This is a genomic window from Streptomyces sp. NPDC102259 (assembly GCF_044766465.1).
GTDB lineage: Bacteria > Actinomycetota > Actinomycetes > Streptomycetales > Streptomycetaceae > Streptomyces.
The window spans coordinates 1-20,310 of the sequence record NZ_JBIWMA010000042.1 but is presented as its reverse complement, the minus strand read 5'-3'; the positions used below and the strand labels follow the sequence as shown (position 1 = coordinate 20,310).

The 20,310-nt window shown below is 73.0% G+C and carries 17 protein-coding genes; 10 read left to right on the top strand and 7 right to left on the bottom strand.

All coding sequences use genetic code 11. The annotated features are described in order from the left end of the window. Positions 1 to 59: 59 nt before the first annotated feature. Both ACIRPU_RS42540 and pcaB read left to right on the top strand, forming a co-directional pair. Positions 60 to 2,057 (top strand): FAD/NAD(P)-binding protein, encoded by a 1,998-nt coding sequence (locus tag ACIRPU_RS42540; RefSeq protein WP_403878080.1) that lies wholly within the window; start codon positions 60 to 62, stop codon positions 2,055 to 2,057. Beyond that, a complete protein-coding gene (gene pcaB / locus ACIRPU_RS42535) occupies positions 2,047 to 3,477 on the top strand; it encodes a 3-carboxy-cis,cis-muconate cycloisomerase (RefSeq protein ID WP_403878077.1) in 1,431 nt (476 codons plus the stop codon). The genes ACIRPU_RS42540 and pcaB overlap by 11 nt, the downstream gene beginning before the upstream one ends. A gap of 268 nt (positions 3,478 to 3,745) precedes the next feature. Here the strand turns inward: pcaB and ACIRPU_RS42530 are convergent, their stop codons facing one another. Then, positions 3,746 to 3,928, bottom strand: coding sequence for a hypothetical protein (locus ACIRPU_RS42530; protein WP_355709735.1), 183 nt, complete (start codon positions 3,926 to 3,928; stop codon positions 3,746 to 3,748). Continuing rightward, the gene (locus ACIRPU_RS42525) at positions 3,925 to 4,554 is read right to left on the bottom strand and encodes a hypothetical protein (RefSeq protein WP_384121798.1); all 630 of its coding nucleotides are present in this window, start codon (positions 4,552 to 4,554) and stop codon (positions 3,925 to 3,927) included. Before ACIRPU_RS42525 ends, ACIRPU_RS42530 begins: the two co-directional genes overlap by 4 nt. A gap of 488 nt (positions 4,555 to 5,042) precedes the next feature. On the opposite strand from ACIRPU_RS42525, the gene ACIRPU_RS42520 reads away from it, so the two are divergent. The 5 genes from ACIRPU_RS42520 (at position 5,043) to ACIRPU_RS42500 (ending at position 12,002) form a co-directional block, all read left to right on the top strand. Beyond that, a complete protein-coding gene (locus ACIRPU_RS42520; RefSeq protein WP_385568607.1) occupies positions 5,043 to 6,107 on the top strand; it encodes a polyprenyl synthetase family protein in 1,065 nt (354 codons plus the stop codon). A 369-nt stretch (positions 6,108 to 6,476) separates the two neighbouring features. Continuing rightward, complete coding sequence (locus ACIRPU_RS42515; protein ID WP_403878073.1) at positions 6,477 to 8,021, top strand: FAD-dependent oxidoreductase; 1,545 nt, start codon at positions 6,477 to 6,479, stop codon at positions 8,019 to 8,021. 444 nt (positions 8,022 to 8,465) lie between these two features. After that, complete coding sequence (locus ACIRPU_RS42510; protein WP_403878070.1) at positions 8,466 to 10,184, top strand: cytochrome bc complex cytochrome b subunit; 1,719 nt, start codon at positions 8,466 to 8,468, stop codon at positions 10,182 to 10,184. 263 nt (positions 10,185 to 10,447) lie between these two features. Beyond that, complete coding sequence (locus ACIRPU_RS42505; protein ID WP_403878067.1) at positions 10,448 to 10,807, top strand: DUF3099 domain-containing protein; 360 nt, start codon at positions 10,448 to 10,450, stop codon at positions 10,805 to 10,807. A gap of 172 nt (positions 10,808 to 10,979) precedes the next feature. Further along, entirely contained in the window at positions 10,980 to 12,002 is a 1,023-nt protein-coding gene (locus tag ACIRPU_RS42500) for a hypothetical protein (RefSeq protein WP_403878064.1), read from the top strand. Between the two features lie 95 nt (positions 12,003 to 12,097). On the opposite strand, the gene ACIRPU_RS42495 is transcribed toward ACIRPU_RS42500, so the two are convergent. After that, positions 12,098 to 12,574: a carboxymuconolactone decarboxylase family protein gene (locus tag ACIRPU_RS42495; RefSeq protein WP_351767331.1), complete on the bottom strand. Its 477-nt coding sequence runs from the start codon at positions 12,572 to 12,574 to the stop codon at positions 12,098 to 12,100. 726 nt (positions 12,575 to 13,300) lie between these two features. Between ACIRPU_RS42495 and ACIRPU_RS42490 the strand changes: the two genes are divergently transcribed. After that, complete coding sequence (locus tag ACIRPU_RS42490) at positions 13,301 to 13,669, top strand: DUF6059 family protein (protein ID WP_403878059.1); 369 nt, start codon at positions 13,301 to 13,303, stop codon at positions 13,667 to 13,669. Positions 13,670 to 13,778: 109 nt separating this feature from the next. Here the strand turns inward: ACIRPU_RS42490 and ACIRPU_RS42485 are convergent, their stop codons facing one another. The 3 genes from ACIRPU_RS42485 to ACIRPU_RS42475 form a co-directional block, all read right to left on the bottom strand. Continuing rightward, entirely contained in the window at positions 13,779 to 15,803 is a 2,025-nt protein-coding gene (locus ACIRPU_RS42485) for a helix-turn-helix domain-containing protein (protein ID WP_403878056.1), read from the bottom strand. A gap of 871 nt (positions 15,804 to 16,674) precedes the next feature. After that, positions 16,675 to 17,217 carry a DUF1707 domain-containing protein gene (locus ACIRPU_RS42480; RefSeq protein ID WP_403878053.1) on the bottom strand — a complete coding sequence of 181 codons (543 nt, stop codon included), beginning with the start codon at positions 17,215 to 17,217 and terminating at the stop codon, positions 16,675 to 16,677. 120 nt (positions 17,218 to 17,337) lie between these two features. Continuing rightward, entirely contained in the window at positions 17,338 to 17,553 is a 216-nt protein-coding gene (locus tag ACIRPU_RS42475) for a hypothetical protein (protein WP_403878050.1), read from the bottom strand. A gap of 122 nt (positions 17,554 to 17,675) precedes the next feature. Here ACIRPU_RS42475 and ACIRPU_RS42470 point away from each other — a divergent pair, with 122 nt between their 5' ends. Both ACIRPU_RS42470 and ACIRPU_RS42465 read left to right on the top strand, forming a co-directional pair. Further along, the gene (locus ACIRPU_RS42470) at positions 17,676 to 18,146 is read left to right on the top strand and encodes an SRPBCC family protein (RefSeq protein ID WP_403878047.1); all 471 of its coding nucleotides are present in this window, start codon (positions 17,676 to 17,678) and stop codon (positions 18,144 to 18,146) included. Between the two features lie 189 nt (positions 18,147 to 18,335). Continuing rightward, the gene (locus tag ACIRPU_RS42465; RefSeq protein ID WP_403878111.1) at positions 18,336 to 19,535 is read left to right on the top strand and encodes a PP2C family protein-serine/threonine phosphatase; all 1,200 of its coding nucleotides are present in this window, start codon (positions 18,336 to 18,338) and stop codon (positions 19,533 to 19,535) included. Positions 19,536 to 19,704: 169 nt separating this feature from the next. On the opposite strand, the gene ACIRPU_RS42460 is transcribed toward ACIRPU_RS42465, so the two are convergent. Continuing rightward, positions 19,705 to 20,070 (bottom strand): STAS domain-containing protein, encoded by a 366-nt coding sequence (locus ACIRPU_RS42460; RefSeq protein ID WP_403878044.1) that lies wholly within the window; start codon positions 20,068 to 20,070, stop codon positions 19,705 to 19,707. Positions 20,071 to 20,310: the final 240 nt, after the last annotated feature.

Here is a 20,310-nt window from a genome sequence, read left to right as displayed (position 1 = left end):
CGCAGCCCCGCGCCCAGCGGCCCTCGCTCTGTTGCTCGACATCGGCAGAAACAGGAAACATGACAACGAGACATCGTTCTGTGTGCGTGATCGGCGCAGGCCCGCGCGGACTGTCGGTTCTCGAGCGGCTGTGCGCCAACTTCCGCTCGCAGCCCGAGGGCAGCACCGTCCACATCCACGTCGTCGACCCCTACCCGGCCGGCCCCGGCAAGGTGTGGCGCACCGACCAGTCCCGCCACCTGCTCATGAACACCGTGGCCGGACAGATATCGGTGTTCACCGACGCCAGCGTGGACCTGCGCGGCCCCCTGGAGCCCGGACCGAGCCTGCACGAGTGGGCCCTCGCCCTCGGCGCGGGCGAGTTCGGCGACGGCCACCCGGCCGAAGCCCTCGCCGAGGCCCGCCGACTGGACTCCGACACCTACCCCACCCGCGCGTTCTACGGCCACTACCTGCGCTGGGCCCACCAGCGCGTCATCGAAGGCGCCCCCGCCGGACTGACCGTCAGCACCCACCCCCACCTCGCCGTCGCCCTCGACGACGACCCCGACGCCGGCGACCCCGCCCTGCAGCGGGTGACGCTCAGCGACGGTAGCGTCCTGCCGGGCCTGGACGCGGTGATCCTGTGCCAGGGACACCTGCCGGTCCGCGCGGACGCCGCCGAACGCGACGTCACCGCCCGCGCCCGCCAGGCCGGACTGCTGTACATCCCGCCGGCCAACCCCGCCGACGTCGACCTGGACGTCCTGCCCCCCGGCACGAGGGTGCTGCTGCGCGGCCTCGGCCTGAACTTCTTCGACTACCTCGCCCAGCTCACCGCCGGCCGCGGCGGCACCTTCTCCCGCGTCAGCGGCCGCCTCGTCTACCACCCCTGCGGACTCGAACCGCAGATCCACGCCGCCTCCCGGCGCGGCGTGCCCTACCAGGCCCGCGGCGAGAACGAGAAAGGCCCCCACGGCCGTCACGAACCGCTCCTGCTCACCGCCGAGCGCGTCACCCGGCTGCGCCGCGCCCACGAGAGCACCGGCCTGGACTTCAAGGACCAGCTGTGGCCGCTGATCGCCCGCGAGGTCGAGGCCGTCTACTACCGCACCCTGCTCACCTCACGCGGATACACCGCCGAGGCCCGGCAGTTCCAGGACGACTACCTCGCTGCCGGACCGCAGCCCCACCACACCGACGCCGTCCTCGCCGCCCACGGCATCGGCGAGAAGGACCGCTGGGACTGGGAACTGATCGCCCGCCCCTACCGCGACCGCGAGTTCACCGGCCCCGACGACTTCACCGGCTGGCTCCTGGACCACCTGCGCGAAGACGTGGCCGAAGCCCATTGCGGCAACGTCAGCGGCCCCCTCAAAGCCGCCCTCGACGTCCTGCGCGACCTGCGCAACGAGATCCGTCTCGCCGTCGACCACGGCGGCCTGCACGGCGACTCCTACCGCACCGACCTGGACCACTGGTACACCCCGCTCAACGCCTACCTCTCCATCGGCCCGCCCGCCCGGCGCGTCGAGGAGATGATCGCGCTGATCGAGGCCGGCGTCCTGCACGTCGTCGGACCGGCCGTACAGGTCGACGCCGACCGCACCGGATACACCGTCAGCTCACCCCTCGTACCCGGCTCGGCCGTACGCGTCGACGCCCTCGTCGAGGCACGCCTGCCCGAGATCACCCTCACCCGCACCGCCGACCCCCTCCTGCGCCACCTGCTGGCCACCGGCCAGTGCACCGCCTACCGCATCCGCACCCGCCCCACGGGCAGCCACCGGACCGACGGACTGGCCGTCACCGCACGCCCGTTCCGCCTGATCGACGCGGCCGGACGGCCGCACCCGCGCCGGTTCGCCTTCGGCGTGCCCACGGAATCGGTGCACTGGGTGACGGCCGCGGGCATCCGCCCCGGCGTCAACTCCGTCACCCTCACCGACTCCGACGCCATCGCCCGCGCCGCACTCGTCTGCGCCGGCCACACCCCACCCGGCGCGGGGGAGGACACCGGCGCCCACGACGGCCAGGCACCCACGCACCCACACCAAGGACTCACGCATGCCCACTGACACCACCCTCACCGCGGACGCGGCCGCGGCGCAGCCGGACTCCGGTCTGCTCGCGCCGGTCTGGGCGGGCACCCCCGCCGCGGCCGCGGTGTCCGACGGCGCGTGGCTGCAGGCCATGCTGGACGCCGAGGCGGCGCTGAGCCGGGCGCAGGCCCGGCTCGGCACGGTGCCCGACGCCGCCGCCCGGACGATCACCGAGTCGGCGCGCGCCGAGCACCTGGACCTCGCGGCCCTGGCCCGCCAGGCCCGCGAGTCCGCCAACCCGGTGGTGGCGCTGGTACGGGAGTTCACCGCGCTGGTCGCGGCCCGGGACCCGCAGGCCGCCGCCTACGTGCACCGCGGCTCCACCAGCCAGGACATCCTCGACACGGCGAGCGTCCTGGTGGCCCAGCGCACCCTGCGCCTGATCCGCGCCGACCTGGCCCGCGTGGAACAGGCGCTGGCCGCCCTCGCCGCGCGGCACCGCGACACGCTGATGGCGGGCCGCACCCTGGCCCTGCACGCGGTCCCGACGACCTTCGGCCTCAAGGCGGCCGGCTGGCGCCACCTCGTCCTGGACGCGGCACACAAACTCGACGACCTCGCCGCCCGCGGACTGCCCGTCCAGCTCGGCGGCGCCGCCGGCACCCTGGCCGGATACCTCCAGCACGCGCCCGGCGCCGAACCCGCCGCCTACGTGGGGGACCTGACCGAGGCGTTCGCGGCCGAACTCGGACTGAGCGCCCCCCTCCTGCCCTGGCACGTGCTGCGCACCCCGGTGGTGGACGTGGCCACCGCCGCCGCGTTCCTGTGCGGCGCCCTCGGCAAGATCGCCGTCGACGTGCTCTGCCTGACCCGCACCGAGACCGGCGAGGTGCACGAGCCGGCGCCCGGCGGCCGCGGCGCGTCCTCGGCGATGCCGCACAAACGCAACCCCGTCCTCGCCACGGCCATCCGCTCCGCCGCCCTGCAGGCACCGCAGCTCGCGGCGACCGTGCTGGCCTGCATGCCGAGCGAGGACGAACGCTCCGCCGGCGCCTGGCACGCCGAGTGGGAACCCCTGCGCGCCCTGCTGCGGCTGGCCGGGGGAGCGGCCCACCAGGCGGTGGAACTGACCTCGCAGCTGTCGGTGGACCCGCGGCGCATGCGCGCCAACACCGACCTGACCGCAGGGCAGATCGTCTCCGAACGGATCGCCGCCGTCCTGACGCCGCTGCTGGGAAAGACCGAGGCGCGCCGGCTGCTCAACGAGGCGTCCGCCCGCTCGGCGCGCACCGGCGAGGCCCTCGCCGACCTCCTCGTCCAGGACGGCCGGGCGGCGGCCGTCCTCGGCGCCGCCGACCTCACCGACCTGTTCGCCCCGCAGGCCTACACCGGGGCCGCCGGCGTCCTCACCGACCGCGCCCTGTCACGGTCCCTGCCGCCCGCGAACAGAGCGTAGGAACCCGGCCGCGGTGACGGCCACGGCCGCCGGCCGCCACCGCGCCGCCACCCGGCCACCCGGTCACCGGACACCCGCCCCGGCGGCCCGCCCCGGAAGGCCGCGCCCGGAGACCGTGCCGCGCCCGGAGACCGTGCCGTGCCCGCAGACGCCCCGCCGGCCTGCGCGAACACCACGACGGCCTGCGCGAACACCACGACGGCCGCAGCCGGACAGCAGCCGTGCGTCAGCCGTGCGTCTGCCGTGCGTCTGCTCCGCGGTCAGGGTGTCAGGGCCGGCGCCGCAGCGCGATCCGCGTGAGCTCGTCGATGTCGAACTCCGAACGCCCCGGCGTGCCGTAGCGGGTGATCTTCCCCCGGCTCACCCACTTGCGGATGGTCGCCTCGGACACCCCCGCCGCCAGAGCGGCCACATTCGTGGGAACGAGCCGGTGACGCGGCGGCCTGGTCATGCGCTGACCGCCCTCTGCCGCCGCTCCATCAGCGGCCGCAGAGTGATCCACTCATGCATTTCCCAGGTATGCCCCGACGAGCACCCGATGCTGCCCCTTCCCGCGTTCGGGGTGCTCTGCGACGAAGTGCTGATCGTCCCCGGGCAGTTGTCCACCACACACTCCGTGATGAGCGCGCGGAAATCCCCGGGACCCGGATCGACGGTGCACAGCAGTTCAGCCCGCAGACCCTCCATCTCGTCCGCGAAGTCGGCAGCCGCCGGCTGGGCCGTGAGCCACTCCAGATGGATCAGCAGAAACCGCGCCAGCTGGACGACGCTGCGCTGCGGGGCGGCTTTCCCGAGCTTTTCCGCAACGAATCCCGACCACGACTCGAGAATGGCGAGGATGTTGTGCCGGGCATCGAGCGCCGACAGGTTCAGATGATCCCTGCTGCGGCTCCCGGACACCTTCGTCTGGCTCAGCCGCCTGGATATGGGGGATACGTTGTGCAGACTTTCCTGGTAGAGCCCGGGAAGCGTACGCAGACTGCACTCCACCTGCCTGATGCACGGGACACAGAGGACGGACCCGGCGGCCGCGCGGAGTTCCTGGGTGTGGTTTCCGGGGCATGCGTGAAACTCCATGAATCTCCTTCATGAGGTGGCTCGCCCTGCGACCGGCACGGCTCCATCGATTCCCCGTGCTGATCGCTGCATTCGATGTCGGATCGGTGACCCTCAAAAAAATGGGGGGGTGCCGCGGCCGGATCCCGCGCCGAGAACCACCGAAAAGAAACCACAGTGGTGACCGGACGGTCTGCGCCGGTGAATTCCGGCAGAAATTTCGGATCCGGCCTCGCGGGTACCGGTTCTGATGTGTTCAGCGGACTAAGCACGTCGTGTGCGTTCCGACCCCCCGATGCTGCCCAGTCGTAACTATGGGTGCACTGGGGAGACTTCCACGGCGCAATTGAGGGTGTCAACGCGCACCATTCGCAATCGATCGCCCCTAAAGGGGAACTCCAGGCTCGCCCCGCACCCGCCCCCGCACCCGCCCTCGCCCCTGCCCCGGCGCCCGCCCGCTCCGCCCGCCGCCGCCACCCGCGCCCGTACACCTACTTGAGGAGACCCGTGTGACTACGGACCTGACCACCCGGTCCGGCCCCGAGGGGACCGCCGCCCGCCGCACCAGCACCGACCTGCTGCGACGCGTCGAAGACCGGCTGCGCTCCTTCCTCTCGGCCGAACGCCAGGAGTGGGCCGAAGTGAACGAACGGGCGGTCGTCGCCATCGACGCACTGTCGGAACTGACCGCGTCGGGCGGCAAACGCATCCGGCCCGCCTTCTGCATCGCCGGCTACCTCGCCGCCGGCGGCGACCCGGACGACCCCGGGATCGTCGAAGCCGCCGCGGCCCTGGAGATGCTGCACATCTCCGCCCTCATCCACGACGACGTCCTGGACGACTCCGACACGCGCCGCGGCCTGCCCACCGTCCACGCCAAGCACACCGCACTGCACGCCGGCCGCGGATGGCAGGGGGAGTCGCGCCGCTTCGGCGAGGGCGTCGCCCTCCTCGTCGGCGACCTGGCACTGGTCTACTCGGGCGAGCTGATGTCCAGGGCCCCGCGCACGGCCCTCGCCGAGTGGAACAAGCTCCGCTCGGAAGTGATGATCGGCCAGTACATGGACGTCGCCGCGGCCGCCGAGTTCTCCGTCGACCCCGAGCTCTCACGCTGGATCGCCCTGATCAAGTCCGGCCGCTACACCATCCACCGCCCCCTGGTGGTGGGCGCGAGCGCGGCGGGACACCGCGAACTGGCCGCCGCCTTCACCGAGTACGGCGAGGCGGTGGGCGAGGCCTTCCAGCTGCGCGACGACCTCCTGGACGCCTTCGGCGACTCCGCGGACACCGGCAAACCCGCCGGCCTGGACTTCACCCAGCACAAGATGACGCTGCTGCTGGGCTGGGCGATGCAGCGCGACGCACACATCCACCGCCTGATCACCGAGCCCGGACACACCCCCGACGAGGTACGCCGCCGGCTCGTGGACACCGGCGTCCCCGACGACGTCGAACAGCACATCGCCGGCCTCGTCGAACGCGGCTGCAAGGCCATCGCCGACGCCCCCGTCCCGCAGGCGTGGCGCGACGAACTGACCGCCATGGCCCACCGCGTCGCCTACCGCAAGGCCTGACCCCGCGCCCCTCGCAGGCGCCCACCACAGGACCCGGCCACCGCCGCCCCGGGGGCCCCGCGGCGCGCCGGGTCCTCGACGCCCGCCGGAGCCCCCCTCGGGAATCCCTCGACACTCGCTCGAACCCCCGCCCGCCGCCCGCCGCCGCCCGCCCCGGCCGGCCGGAGCCGTCCGGTCCCGGCCGCCGGCCGCGGCGTACGCATCCCACCAGGCACATCGCCCCCGCCGCCCCGGACGGCGGCCCCGACCGGCGCGCACCGGGGGCGGGCCGCCCCGGCGACGGCGCCCCCGACCGGCCGGAACGCGCCCTGCCCCGCCGGCGGCCCGCATCGCATGATGCAACCACAACGCACAGGGAGGGCCGCCCAGTTGAGTCCGCACGCACGCGCAGACACAGGCGGCCACGGCCACGCCGTGGTGATCGGCTCCAGCCTCGCCGGGCTCACCGCGGCACGGGCCCTGGCCAACTTCATGGACCGGGTCACCGTCATCGAACGCGATTGGCTGCCGCGCGGACCCGGCCGGCGCCGGGGCCTGCCCCAGGCCCGCCACACCCACGCCCTCACCACCGCCGCCCAGCAGGGCCTGGAGCAGCTCTTCCCCGGCATCGGCCAGGACCTCACCCGCGCCGGCGCGGTCCGTGTCCGCATGCCCGAGGACATGCTGCTGCTCGGCCCCGGCGGCTGGCTGCCCCGCTTCGACTCGGGCCTGTCGATGCTCAGTGCCGGCCGCGACCTGACCGACTCGGTGATACGCGACCGCCTGCGCGCCGACCCCAAGGTGGCCTTCCTGGCGGAACACGAGGTCGTCGCCTTGGAGGAAGGCCCCCACGACACCGTCACCGGGGTATGGGCACGCGGCCGGGACCGGCAGGCGCCCGACGGCTGGACACCCCGGCGCCTGATCCCCGCCGAATTCGTGGTGGACGCCTCCGGACGCACCTCACACGCCCCCCGATGGCTGGCCGAACTCGGCTACACACCACCCCCGCAGACCGTCGCCGCCACCCCCACCACCTACGCCACCGCCGCGTTCACGCCCCCCGTCGGCCACGTCGCCGACTGGAAGAGCCTGCTGCTCATGGCCTCGCCCGGCAACCCCCGCCAGGGCATCCTCAACCCCGTCGAAGGCGGCCGCTGGTCGGTCTCGCTCAGCTGCGGCGACGGCACACCGCCGCCCACCGACCACGAGAGCCTGCTGCGCGCCGCGGCCGCCCTGCCCCACCCCCTGCTGCACGACCTCCTCGAGGCCGCCACCCCCCTCGGCCCCGTCTACAGCTGCGCCCGCACCGACCACCGCCGCCACCACTACGAGAAGCTGCGCCGCTGGCCCGACCAGTTCCTCGTCGTCGGCGACGCCCTCGCCGCCCTCGCCCCCGCCCACGGCGACGGCATGACGCTCGCCGTGCAGCAGGCCCTGGTCCTGGACCACATGCTGGCCGCCCACCAGAGCGCCGTCGGCCTCGGCTACCGGCTGCGCCAGGCCCTCGCCCACCGCATCGCCCCCGCCTGGCAGGCGAGCCTGCGCAGCCTGCACACGGCCCGGGCGGACCACGGCAGGACGGCCGGCCTGCGCACCCGGCTCACCCGGGGCTACGCGGCCCGGATCGCGGCCGCCGCGACCACCGACCCGCGCGCCGCGACGCTGCTGCTCCAGCGGCACCAGACGGCCGCCCCGCCCACCGCCGCGCTGCACCCCCGCGTCCTGCACGCCGCACTGCGCGCGAGGAGCACCGGCCCCGACCCGGCGCCGCCGCCCAGCCTCACCCACGGCCCGCAGGCGCGAAAGCGCCGCCCCGCCGCCCCGGACACCCCCGCCGCCACGGCCCCCGCGGGCGCCGCCCGGCGCCGGCCTGCCGGCCCGCCCGCCCAGCCGCCGGCCGCGGCGCCGGCCGGAGACCCGCGCCGGCCGTGAACGCCCGCCGCCGAGCGGCTGGTTCCGGCCGCATGGCCACCTCGCGCCGTCGCGTGCGCAGCCGGCCCGGTCCTACGCTTCGAGGATGACGAGAGTGGAGCAACCAGTCGCCGTGCAAGCCCACTTGAGCAACACACGCCACCCGCACACCGTCAACAGGCCAGCAGACACAGCCCTGTTGCACGCCCTGCCGCACGCCCCGCTGCACCCGAGGAGGGCCGGTGTCCGCCCGCCCGGCTCCCAACTCGCCCGAGAACCAGCCCAGTACAGACTTGAGTATCGCTTGAGCGCGGTTGTTCGCCCACCTCGCGCGTCGATAGCGTTCGATCCGCTCCAGGGCACGGGCCCGCTTGCGCCGCGGCAGGCCGCCCCCAGCCCCGACCGCTCACCGGCCGGGCGGGGTGTGCCTGTGACGGCCGAGCGGCGACGGGAGGGCGCGCGGGTATGAGCACGATCGAGGAGGCTCCGCCGAGCGGGCGCGCTGAAGCGCCCAAGGGCGAGCGCATCGCCGACTGGGCCGACGGACGGCTGGGGATCTACAACTTCGGATTCCTGGCCCGCAAGGTCTTCCCCGAACACTGGTCGTTCATGTTCGGCGAGATCGCGCTCTACAGCTTCGTCATCCTCATCCTCACCGGCACCTGGCTCACCCTGTTCTTCGAGCCGAGCATGGCCGAGACCGTCTACCACGGCTCCCACGTCCCGCTCCAGGGCATCCCGATGTCGAGGGCCTACGCCTCCACGATCGACATCAGCTTCGAGATACGCGGCGGCCTGTTCATCCGCCAGCTGCACCACTGGTCCGCCCTGACCATGATCGGCGCACTGTGCCTGCACACCCTGCGCCACTTCCTCACCGGCTCGTTCCGCAAGCCGCGCGAGGTCAACTGGCTGATCGGCTTCGTGATCCTCGTCCTGGTCATCCTGGAAGGCTTCCTGGGCTACTCACTGCCCGACGACCTGCTCTCCGGCACCGGCCTGCGCATCGCCGAAGGCGTCACCCTCGCCATCCCCGTGGTCGGCACCTACGTGACCATGTTCCTCTTCGGCGGCGAATACCCCGGCCAGGACGTCATCCCGAGGTTCTACAGCCTCCACATCCTGCTGATCCCCGGCGTCATGCTCGCCCTGGCCGTCATCCACCTGATCCTGGTCTTCTACCACAAGCACACCCAGTTCCGGGGCCCCGGCCGCACCGAGAGCAACGTCGTCGGCCAGCCCCTGATGCCGCACTACACGGCCAAGGCCGGCGGGTTCTTCTTCCTGGTCTCCGGCGTCCTCGCCCTCATGGCGGGCATCGCCCAGATCAACCCCATCTGGTCCTTCGGCCCCTACCGCGCCGACCAGATCTCCCAGGGCTCCCAGCCCGACTGGTACATGGGCTTCCTCGAAGGCGCCCTGCGGGCCTTCCCCGCCTGGGAATGGAACGCCCCGGGCGGCTACACCATCAACTTCGGCGTGCTGATACCGGCCGTCGTGCTGCCCACCCTGATGATGCTCGTCCTGGCCCTGTGGCCCTTCCTCGAAGCCTGGGTCACCGGCGACAAGGACGAACACCATCTCCTGGACCGGCCCCGCGACCACCCCACCCGCACCGCCTTCGGCTGCGCCTTCGTCGCGCTGTACCTGGTCCTGCTGTTCGGCGGCGCCAACGACGTCCTCGCCGAACGCTTCCACCTCTCCCTCAACCAGATCACCTACACGGTACGGATCGGGTTCTTCCTCGTCCCGGCACTGACCTACGTCGTCACCAAGCGGATCTGCCTCGGCCTCCAGCTGCGCGACCGCGACAAGCTCCTGCACGGCCGCGAGACCGGAAAGATCAGAAGGCTGCCGCACGGCGAGTTCGTCGAGGTCCACGAACCCCTCGACCGCGGCCAGGAGTACGCCCTGCTGGCCAGGGAGATCCGCGAGACGGCACCCGCACCCGCGGCCGAACACGACGGAGTGCCCAACCCGCGGGCCCGCAAGGAGATGCTGCGCCACCGCCTCAGCCGCTGGCTGTACGGCGGACAGGTCCCGCACCCCACCCCGCAGGAACTGCGGCAGGCCCGCGCCCACCTCGACCACACCCCGGACGGCCACGCCTCACCGAACGGACACCTGGACACCGCCCGGCCCGGCGCCCTCCCGGAACGCGAACCGGACCAGGAACTGCACTGAAACCCGGCGGCGCGGCGCGGGCGGTCAGGGGACAGACCACCCGCGCCGCCCCCGTGCCACCGGCCCACACCGGCGACACAGACAAACCCCGCACCACGCGAACCCTGCACCACGCGAACTTGCACCACGCGAGCTCCGCCCTGCACCACGCGAGCTCCGCCCCGCTCCGCAGGAAGCCCGAGCTGCTCACTGCTCCCCAGGGAGCCCGCCCCCCTTTTTTTCCGGCCATCCGGCACGAAAGCCGGAGCGTCCACGGAGGCCCGATGCGCCGAACCCCCTGGCACCGGCACGGCCCCCGCCCCGCGTCCATCACCCAGGCCCGCACCGGCCTGACCCAGGACGTCCGCGCCCGCCAGCGCCGCTACCTCGCCGCCATGCTCGTACGCAGCGCCTGCGTGGTCGTCATGGCCGCCACCTGGAACCGCTGGCCCGCCCTCGCCCTCTGCGCCCTTGCCGGCGCCTTCCTCATCCCCTACGTCGCCGTGGTGGCCGCCCAGGCGGGCTGGCGTCAGCAACGGGGCGCACGCCCCGCCCTGACCCGCATCCACGAAGAGCCCGCCGCCACCCGCGTCCCCCTCGAACCCACCCTGATCCTCCCGCCGGAACACAACACCGCGGCCTGACCGGGCAGCCGAACCCGCCGGCCCGGCGCCGAGAGCCCGCCCGGCCCGGCACCCGGCACCCGGCACCCCGGCGGGCCGATGACCGCCGCCCCGGGCCACGCACCCTGCCCCGGGCCACGCACCCCGCCCGGGCCTCGCCCCGTCCGCGCACACCCAGCGAAGAAGGCCTGCCATGACGAGCGTTTTCGCGCCCCCCGCCGACACCGGCTCGATCCAGCAGACCCGCGCCGCCATGCTCGCCCTCGTCGAACAACGACTGCGGCACCTCCTCGCACCGCGGCAGACCCACCGCAGCGCGGCCGGCCCCCGCCCCGCCCTCGTCGCCGACGGCGGCACACGGCTGCGACCGGTGTTCTGCGTGAGCGGATTCCTGGCCGCCGGCGGCAACCCCGGCGACCCCGTCGCCGTCGACGCGTCCGCCGCCCTCGAACTGCTGTACCTGACCGCCCGGATCCCCGGCGACCTCACCGGCACCGGTGAAGACGTCCCGGTCCTCACCGGCGACCAGGCGTCCGCCCACGCCGACCGGCTGGCCACCCGGCTGCCCGCCACGGCCCGGACGGCATGGACCCAACTACGCACCGAACTGCGCGACGAACCGCGCACCGAACTGGGTACTGAGCCGCGTCCCGAACCGCGCACCGAACCGGGTACTGAGCCGATCACCGGCCCGCCGCCCCCGGCGGACCACGCGGCCACCGCCGGGGACGTCGCCGGCTCCGCCCCCTCCCACCCGATCGCCGTGCACCGGCCCGGCCGCCGCACGATCCACCGCCCCCTGGTCCTGGGAGCCCTGCTCGCCGGCCGCCCCGAGCTGGCCCCCGCCTTCGAGGGCTACGGCCTGGCCCTCGACGAGGCCTGCGGGCTGCGCGACGACCTCATCGACGCCTTCGGCCCCACCCAGGACACGGACCGCCCCGCCGCACCCGGCTCCGCCCGGAACAGCACGACACTGCTCCTGGCCCTCGCCGCGGAGCGCTCCCCGCGAGCCGGCGCCCTCCTGGCACACCACGGGCACGCGGACGCCGCACTGCTGCGCCGTCTCCTGGACGAGAGCGGCACGAAGGCCACCGCCGAGCGCAGGATCGCCGGCCTGGTCGACAAGGCCTGCGCCGCGCTGGCCACCCCGGCCCTCGGCCGGCCCTGGCGTCAGGAGTTCTCCCGCCTCGCCACCCGGCTGGCCTACCGCGACTGACACCCCGGCCCGCCCCCAGGGCGCGACAGGCCGATGTCCGGGGCAGCGCTCAGCGCTGCCCCGGACATCGGTGCCGGTCTGCCGCGTACGTCTGCCTAGCCGAGCTGACCGGGCTGGTAGTCGCCGCCGGGCTGCCGGTTGATGACGAGAAAACGGTTGGTGGCGTTGATGAGGGCGATGAGCAGCGTCAGCGCGGTCAGCTGCTCCTCGTCGTAGTGCTTGGCGGCGTTCGCCCAGGCCTCGTCGGTGACCCCGCCGGCTCCGTCGGCGATCCGGGTGCCCTGCTCCGTCAGCTCCAGCGCGGCGCGCTCGGCCTCGGTGAAGGCGTTGGTCTCCCGCCAGGCCGCGACCAGGTTGACGCGCAGCGCGCTCTCCCCGTCGTGCGCGAGGTCCTTGCTGTGTACGTCGGTGCAGTAACCGCAGCCGTTGATCTGGCTGGCACGGAGCATCACCAGGTTCTGGGTCGCCTTCGGCAGCGTCGACTCCTTGATGATCACCATGCTGGCCGTGTTGATGTACTTCACGGTCTTGCCTGCGATCTCACTGCCGAACAGGTTCAGACGGGCTTCCATGACGTGTCCCTCGCGTCGTTGACAGATACACCTCTACGACGGGCCCGCCCCCCGGAATGTGACCACCCCGAATGTGACGTACGTCTCCCGCCCCCGCCGTGCGGCGCCCGACCGCGTTCGGACAGGGCGTCCTGGACGTGGTGGGCCAACTCGCCGCAGGAGTCGGCGAGACCGGCCCCTGACACACCGGACCGGTGTCCGATCCCTCGGCGTTACCCCCCTCCGGCCGGAGCGGCTCATCCTGTGCGCGGGCAGGCGGCGTGCGGTGGCGCGGACAGGCCCGGGACATTGCCGGAGCGTGGACCGGGCTCTCGCGCACCGCCGTGCACGAGAGCCCGGGAGCGCCCCGCCAGTGCCCGTATCCCTCGTGCCGGCGGGTGCTCGCGCGCGTTTCATGACGAACCCGCGCCGTGGGTGATCCGAAGCCGGCGGCGCTACGGATTGCCCGCTTCCCCAGACCGTGCGCCGTGCGCCGTGCGCCGGACCTGAGATGTGCCGCCTCGCCCGCTCCGGCGCGACTTGGACGCCGACCCCGTCCCTCATCGGGGCGGACGGCCAGGCGACGGGGCCGAGTCCAGTCATGGCGGGCGACCCATGGCGCCGCCCGTGGGAGTGAGCCGGCAGGCGGATCCCCGGCACGGGCCCACCCGGCTTCGACCAGGACCCGAGTCGGCTCGGGCACTGTGCAGAGCCGGCCGGCCAACCCCGGGAAGCGGAGGCAAGGACATGCAAGGGTCCGCGCGCGACGAGCCGCACAACCGGCGCCAACACCCTCGGCTCGGTGCGACCACGGCCGCCGGCCGGGTGAGGGGGATCGTCGTGCGGCGCTGTGTCCTGCCCCTGTGGCGGTCCCTGGTGGCCTACGGCCTGATGTGCCTGGGGCTGGTGGGGCGCGACGAGGCGCCCGGGCAGCCCGGCCCCGGCCAGGACACCCCGCGCAACCGGCCGCGCCCTTGCGAGGGGCCGGGGCCCGGCCTCGTCGAACCGCCTTCGTGCCACCCGGAGCGATTGCTGCCCGACGTGCCGCTCACCGAGGTGGAGCGCGCCTTGGCACGGCAGCTGACGGGTTTCCTCACCGACGACGACCCACGGTGAGCTGACCGGGCCCAGGCTGCACCTGACCGAGCCGAATGACACCTGGAGCGCCGTCACAGCGGCCGTCTGCCGAACCGCGGTCGGCCGCCGAACCCGTCGACGCCTGGGCTTACGAGGAGGTGGTGCCCAGGCGGTGGATGGTAATGGGGACCTTGGTGCGGTTCCCGGTGGTGTCGATGCCGAAGCGCCCGGTGGCGGCGGGGACGGCGCCGTCGGTGAGGGCGTAGAGGTGGTTGAGGACGGCGTACCGGTTGGGACGCGGAGCGGTGGGGGTGGTGGCGTTGCGGACGGCGGTGGTGGCCGTGAGGACGGCGTCGTGCGCGAGGACGGGCCAGTAGCCGCGGGTGGCGTGGCCGGCCGGGAACTTCTGCCCGTGGTGCTCCCCGGTGAAGGCGTCGAGGAACTTGTCGTACAGGCTGTGGTCGCTGTTGCCGGGGCCGCGCAGCCTCGTGGCGCTGGGCAGAGAGGCGTACAGGACGGCGATGGGCGCCTCGCCCTCCTGGTTCAGGCCGGTGAGCGCCTTGGGGTCCAGGGCCGCCGTGTCGGACCCGGCGACGACGGTGACGGGCAGGCGGTGGCAGCTGCGCCGGCTGAGAGCCTGCAGGAAGTCGGGCAGGTACTTCTCCCGGGCCGCGAAGTACACGGTGTCGACGGGATGCCCGGTGTTGCACAGGTTCTGGCCGATGGTGTCCAGGATCGAGGCCGCTCCGCCGCGGGGGTCGAAGAAGAAGTCCGCCGCGGGGTCGAGGTGCTTCTTCAGCCCGCCGACCGTGCGGAAGTCCCGGTAGAGGGAGTCGGTGTAGAAGTCGCGGGTTCCGTTCGGGGTCACGTCGGTGCGCACCAGCGCGGCGGTGCGCGTGTCGCCGTCCAGTTCTGCGCCGAGCGCCCCCAGCTGGGCTGCGTTGGTCAGGGTGACGCGGACCAGCCCGTTGATGCGTTCCGGCCCGGTCTTCGGGCTGTCGATGGCGCCGGTGGTGTCGAATCCGTCGGCGGTGATGAGGTCGGCGACCATGGGGATGTCCTTCCCGCTGAGCGCGCGGGCGGCGTCGACGGACTCCTGCTGGCTCAGCCCCATGCCGGTGACGGCGACCAGGTTGTCGACCTCGTCCAGCGCGGCGACGGTGTCCTTCCAGTGCAGTTCGCCGCTGCCCATGTTGGCCAGCACCAGACGGATCTTCAGCGGGCCGTCGTCGGTGTTGGCCCGTTCGACGGCCGTGTACGCGCCCTCGACCTCCCCGACGAACTGGTCGAGCGTCAGGTCCTTGGCCTTGCCGGCCTTGCCCACCGAGGTCAGCGGCGCAAGGAACGCGATGGTGACGTACTGGCCGTCGCGGGTCGCCCGGTGGTTCTCCGCGCCGATGGCCGTCAGCACGGGCTCCAGGGCGGAGCCGAACACGTCGGAGCGGTCGAGGCCGTCGGTCACTCCCGTGCATTCCCCGCCGGCCTCCGTCACCAGCGCCGGGTTCAGGGTCCCGCAGTGCTCCGTGCGGTACTTCTCCTGCCGCTTCCTCTCCTCTTCCACCCGCTTGCCGTGCTCCACGTTCTGATCGCGCTGGTCGAACGCGTACACGCCCATGGCCGCCGCGAGCGCGAGGGCGGCGCAGACCGCCACGGCGGCGCGGCGCGACGCCAGGCCGGCCCGCCACGCCCGCCACCGGCCGCCGTCCGCGGGCGGGGTGACGGCCGGGGGCTCCGCCGGCGGCTTGCCGGGATGCGCTGCCGGCGGGGAGGGGGCCGGAGGCGGGCCGACGGCCGGGGGAGGGGAGGGGGAAGGGACCGGGGCAGGGGGCGCGGCCGCGGCGTCGGGGCCCCCGGCGGCCGGGGACGCCGCGGCCAGTTCCCGCCAGGCCTGCTGCCAGGGCCGGCGCTGCGCCTCGTCCAGACCGCACGCGGCCAGGAAATCGGCGACGAACTCCCACTCCGGCAGCCTGTCCCGCGACAGCACGTTGGAGACGGTGGCCGGCGGAAGCCTCTTGCCCTGCCGCTGGCTGGCCTGTTCGAGCTGGGCGAGCGACACGCCGAGCCCGGTGCGCAGTCTCGTCAGTTCCTCACGGAACTGCTGCGGGCTGCCGATCCGCGGCGGCACGACGGCATGCTCCGCCTGCCGCCTGCCGGGCACCTGGTCCCACGCCATCACACACCTCCCGCGGGCAGCGCCGTCATGATGCCGGGTACGCCGGCCGGGGACTGCTGCCGGAGCCGAGGACTGAATCGATGCGGCATGAACGAAATTCCTGTCTTCCTGGGCGCGGCGCCCGTGCACCGCCCGGAGCACCCCGGGTCCGGTTACCGGCCGGAACACGAGGAGTTGTGGATTCCCCGCTTCTGCAGGCGAGGACGTTCCGCGGCGCAGCTGTTCTGCGAGCGGAACCCGATAAGGGGCGAGGAATCTGCTGCCGGATCAGCATTTCCGCTTTTCCGTCACCGGCCGACGGGTATTCCGCTTTATTTCTGAAGTCTTCGGTCCGTGTCGCATGCCGACCGGCTTCTTGCCGCGGTCGCCGGCGCCCCCGGCCGCAGCACCAGCCCTCGATCCCGACCCGCACCACTGTGACCTGCACATACGGCGTTCCGAAGCCTCGGCGGGCCTTCCGAAGGCTTCCGAAGAGGCGAACGATCTTGTGGTCACGGCGGTTCGGTGATGAGCTGGAAGACGGCGGCCCGGCCGCACCCCGTAACAACTGTCCGCTCTTCCTGGGCTCGGCAGCACGACCCGTCGGGGAATCGAGGGGGTTCCTGTTACCGGCGGGAACCCCCTCCGCGCAGCCGCACGGCCCCGCAGAACGAACGACCCCTCATCCGACGAAATCAGGGGGGTGGGGCAGGCCATCGTCGAGACGGCTGCCCCCCGTGCTTCCGAGCGCACCGCCCGAGTGCACCGCCCGCGCGCACCGCCCGGGCGTGAGGGCCGGCCAACACCGAGGAAACCGGTGCGTGCAGTACCCGCGGCCGTCGCGAACCCGGTCGAGGCCGAGGCTCCTTCGGGCCCGGTGGCGGACGCGACCTCAGCGCCGCGCGTGGCGGATCTTCAGCCGTCCGAACCCCATGGTCCCGCGGATCCGGATCGTCGGCCCGCCCGGCCGGGAGCTCCGCGGGGCCCTGTACCGCGTGTCCTTCCACCCGGTGTGCAGATCCTCGTACTCCACGATCGCGTCGCGCGGCACCGTGATCTTCGCCCTGCCGGTGCCCAGCTGCAGCTCGATGTCGACGACCGGATGCTCGATGACCGCCCGGGACAGGTCCAGACGCACCCTGCCGAACGCGGACTCGACCTTGAGGATCCGAGGCACCCGCCATACGCCGCGCCGCTGGATCCGCCCGCCGGCGGCGGCGATCGTGGACGTGGTCGCCGCACGCTCCGCCGGGAGCGATGCCAGCGCCGACACGAGCTCGCTGGGCGTCTTCGCGGTGAGCACCCGGTGGAGGCGTTCGTCCAGCTCGTCGTGCGAGAGGTGGCCTTCGGCGTACGCCTCCCGCAGGCGCCGTACAGCCGTGTCGCGGTCCTCTTCGCCGATCGGCGGCGGCCGGTCTTCCGGCAGGGCGGTCACCCTTTCACCCTACTGCCGTGCCGGTGACGCGAAAGCGCCAACGCCCGTAGTGGGCAAGGCATCCGCCGCCCCTCACCCTCCCTGCCGGGCCCGACGAAGAACGCCGGTGACGCGCACGGTTCAGCAGGCGGGGACACCGGGCAGCCAGGCCGGGCCCTCGATGTAGATGTCGGTCAGCCAGGAGCGCCACCCGCCCCGGCGCATTGAACGCCCCGGTGCGCGCGACGCCGACGGAGGCCGCGGCCAGAGCGGCACCGTGCGCATCTGGAACCGCACCGGCACCGGCGCGGCCGCACCGCCCGGAAAACCGCTGCCCCCGATGACCAGGACCGTCATGGACCGACACGGCAGCCAACACACGACCGCCGGTGCGCCGTTGTGCCGCGGCGTCTGAAGATCGGGGGCCGCGGGCTGCGGTCGGTCGGCGCACACGGCCGCTGCCGTCCTAGACTCGGGCCGTGCACAGGATCGACCGCGCCGGCCGGATGATCGCGGCGTCACCGGCGACCGTCTACGGAGCCCTCCTGGACCGGGAGGCCCTGGAGACCTGGCTGCCGCCGGACGGCATGCGCGGACGGATCGAGCGCTGGGATCCCCGGCCTGGTGGCGGATTCCGGATGGTACTCACTCACCTGGACCCCGCCGGCAGCCCCGGCAAGACCTCGAAGACGACGGATGTCGTCGACGTCGGGTTCGCCGAACTGGTGCCACCCGAGCGCGTGGTGCAGCGGGCGGTGTTCGAGGCCGACGACCCGTCGTACGGGGGCACCATGACGATGACCTGGCACCTCGCTGCCGCCGGTGACGGGACAGAGGTGACCGTCACCGCCACGGGCGTGCCACCCGGCATCGACCAGACGGTGCACGAGGCCGGGATCGCCTCCTCGCTGGCCCACCTGGCGTCGTACGTCGAACGAGCCGCCGGCTGACTCGGCGGTGCGCGGGCCGCACACTGCCCGATGCCTCCGTACGGTTGCGCTATGAGGAACATGGCTTCCGCATGCTGAGGCCGTGCACCACGGTGTGACTTGTGACTTGTGACTTGTGACTTGTGACTTGTGGCTTCTGGCGTGTCGGCGAGAAGCAGAGTGCGCAACGTGCAACTCGGGGAGGCTGATGTGGCGCGTGACCGGATCGGGCTGGCGGAGGTGCTGGCAGCGGCGGAGGATGCCGCGCCGGTGCGCTCTCTCGATGTCGTGGCGCGCAATCTGCACGAGCGGTTCGGCGCGCGGTACGTGTCGTTCCTGTTCGTCGACGTCGTCGGCCGGCGCCTGCTGCGGGTCAGCGAGAAGGGGGACACGCCGCAGGAGCGCCGCGCCGAGCAGGTCCCCCTCGCCGGCAGCAGTGTCTACGACGAGGTGCTGCGCACCCAGAAGCCGGTGCGGGCGCCGGAGGGCGGGCAGGGGCAGCGGGTGCTGGCCCCTGTCACCAACCGGGGCGACACCATCGGCGTGCTGGAGGTGTTCCTCACCCGGGTCACGCAGGACGTGCTGGAAGAGGTCGAGGAGGCGGCGCACGCGCTGGCGTACATCATCGTCACCGACCGCCGTTTCACCGACCTCTACCACTGGGGCAACCGCACCACCGCGGTGAGTCTGGCTGCGGAGATCCAGTGCCAGCTCCTGCCCTCGGCCGCTTCCTGCGAGGCCGCCGAGTTCGACCTCGCCGGCGCGCTGGTCCCGGCCTCCGACATCGCCGGTGACACCTACGACTACTCCCTCGACAACGACACCCTGCACCTGTCCGTCACCGACGCCATGGGCCACGACGTGGACGCCTCCCTGATGGCCACCCTCCTGGTCAACGCCTCCCGCGGCGCCCGCCGCGCCGGGGCGGACCTTGCCGAACAGGCCCGCCAGACCCACCAGGCCCTCCTCGAGCACGGCCGGCGGACCTTCGCCACCGGCCAGCTGGTGCGCATCGCCCTGGACGGGACCGGCGCCCAGCTCGTCAACGCCGGCCACCCCTGGCCGCTGCGGCTGCGCGACGGCGCGGTCGAAGAGCTGCGCCTGGCGGTGGACCTGCCCTTCGGCGTCGTCTGGCAGGGGGCCTACCGGGTGCAGGATCTCGACCTGCGTCCCGGTGACCGTCTCGTGCTCCGTACCGACGGCATGCAGGAACGCGAAGCGGAGACGGTCGACCTGCCCGGTCTCCTTCGTGACACCGCCGCCGAGCATCCGCGCGAGGTCGTGCGCGCGCTGGTCGCCGCGGTCGCGGACGCCTACCACGGCGGGCAGCCCCGGGACGACGCCACCGTTCTGTGCCTGGACTGGCACGGCCCCCGTCCAGGAGGCTGCCGCGCGAACGCCGGCGCCTGACCCGGCCACTCGACACCTGACCCGGCCCCTCGACGACGCCGACCTGTTCAGATGCCGGTGCCGGTGCCCATGCGGGTGCCGATGTTGCTGTTGGAGCAGGTGGGCCGGGAGTTGGAAGTGCGGCGGCGCTCGTCACCAGGACGCCATGGGCCCGGCCGGGTCGGGGCACTCAGGCTTTCAGCGCCTGCTCGACCGTGGGATGGCAGGGGATGACGGTGTCGACGCCGACGATCTGCAGCAGACGCACGACGGCCTCCTGGGCGCCGGCCATGCGCAGCCACCCCTGAGCCTGACTCACCCGCAGGTGGGCGGCGGTGAAGACGTTGATCCCGCTGGAGTCCATGAAGGTCACACCGCTGAGATCCGCCACGATCCGGGGCGGCGTCATGCCGTCCTCAGAGGTCAGCGCCCGGCTGAGGACGTCTTTGACGTCGTGGTCGATCTCGCCGTGCACGGTCACGACGAGGACGCCGTCGACCACCTCGGTCTGGACGGAGAACCGGCCGGGCCGGTCCTCCTTCTGGATGTGGGTCACCGTCTCCTCGACTGCTCCGGGTATGCCTGACGCGATCGCGGGGGACTGAGCCCCGACGCGTCGCCTCCGATACTCCGCACGACCGTACCTCACCATCCAACTCCAGAAAATCTATCCTGGCTGGAGTAGACATTGCTCAATGGCGTGGTTATGGTTTCTCTCGTAGCCAGAGAGACAGAAGGGCCCGGCAGACATGAACTGCCGGGCGGAAGTACCGCAGTTGTAGTACGCAGGACGGTG